The 1,631-nt window shown below is 65.5% G+C and carries 1 protein-coding gene and 1 pseudogene; both read left to right on the forward strand.

Annotation, left to right across the window (positions count from 1 at the left end; translation table 11 throughout):
- Window positions 1-1,230, forward strand: a 1,230-nt coding sequence (locus tag E1J50_RS25545; RefSeq protein ID WP_132257019.1) for a flagellin N-terminal helical domain-containing protein, incomplete at its 5' end; no start/stop codon positions are given.
- 188 nt (window positions 1,231-1,418) lie between these two features.
- Window positions 1,419-1,631 (forward strand): annotated as a pseudogene (locus tag E1J50_RS25550) (flagellin); the annotation flags it as partial.

Raw genomic sequence — 1,631 nt, forward strand, 5'->3', positions numbered from 1 at the left:
CTCTCGACCGGCAAGAAGGTCGCGAGCGCCCTCGACAACCCGATCAACTTCTTCACCGCCGCCTCGCTGAACGACCGCTCGAGCGCGCTCTCGGGCCTGCTCGACGGCATCTCGAACGGCATCCAGACTATCCAGGCCGCCTCCAAGGGCATCGACGGCATCACCAAGCTCGTGCAGTCGCTCCAGTCGACGATCACGCAGGCCCAGAACGACGCCGCCGCCAACCGCCCGACCAAGACCGGCACCGCCCTCTCGGTCGCCGCCGAAGCGGTCGCCACCAACAAGGGCCTGAAGGACGTCACGCTCAACAAGAAGCTCGGCGGCGCCGATACCACGGCCGATCAGGCGACCTCGACCTCGTCGGGCGACATCGGCATCGACACCTCGACCAACAACACGCTGGCGCTGACGATCAACGCCGGCCCGACCACCTTCACGACGACCTTCTCCGCTACGCAGACGGTGCAGGATCTCGTGAACGCGGTGAACTCGTCCGGTATCGCGACCGCCAGCGTCGACGACAGCGGCAAGCTGACGGTGACCGGCACGGGCTCGAACACCCTGAAGGTCGGCCTCGGCTCGGGCACGGACGCGGCGACCGCCACGACCGACTCGAAGCTGGGCACGCTCAACGGCAAGCTCGGGCTTGCGACGACGGACTACACGACCGGCGTCACCGCCTCCGGTAACTCCACGGTCCGTTCGAACCTCGTCAAGCAGTTCAATGACCTGACGACGCAGCTCGACCAGCTCGCCCGGGATTCGGGCTACAACGGCAAGAACCTGCTCGGCGGCGACACGCTGTCGGTGGTGTTCAACGAGAAGACCGGCAGCGCCCAGTCTTCGCTCAGCGTGCAGGGCACTACCCTGAGCTCCGCCTCGCTCGGCATCGGCCAGGCCGCCAACGGCACGGGCGGTCCGGCCGGGTCGTTCAACATCCAGGACGACACGTCGCTCACGACGGCCAAGGACACGCTGACGAACGCGCTGACCTCGCTGCGCTCGCTGGCCTCGACCTTCGGCTCCAGCCTCTCGACCGTGCAGACCCGTCAGGACTTCACCAAGCAGCTCTCCAACGTGCTGACCACCGGTGCGGACAACCTGACGAACGCCGACCTGAACTTCGAGGCGGCGAACTACACGGCGCTGCAAACCCGGCAGTCGATCGCCCAGCAGACGCTGGGTCTCGCCAACCAGGCCAACCAGGGCGTCCTCCAGCTCCTGCGCTGAGCTTTCGGACAGTCGAACATCGAGAGGCCGGGACGAAAGTCCCGGCCTTTTTTCTGTTTTGGTTATTCGCGAGCCGCCAACACTAACCGGGCCTTAACCACCTCCGCGTGATCTTCCCGATCATGTGATCCAAGCGAGCGCGGAGTTAACGATCCGTCGTCCTCGCGCTGGCGGTTTGGAGGCCCGAGATGGCGAACGACATCACCTTAAGTTCCTCGATCCGTTCGAGCCTTCTGTCCCTTCAGGACACGGCTTCGCTTCAGGCGACGACGCAGAACCATCTCTCGACCGGCAAGAAGGTCGCGAGCGCCCTCGACAACCCGATCAACTTCTTCACCGCCGCCTCGCTGAACGACCGCTCGAGCGCGCTCTCGGGCCTGCTCGACGGCATCTCGAACGGC

Origin of the sequence: Methylobacterium segetis, assembly GCF_004348265.1 — a bacterium.
Classification (GTDB): domain Bacteria; phylum Pseudomonadota; class Alphaproteobacteria; order Rhizobiales; family Beijerinckiaceae; genus Methylobacterium; species Methylobacterium segetis.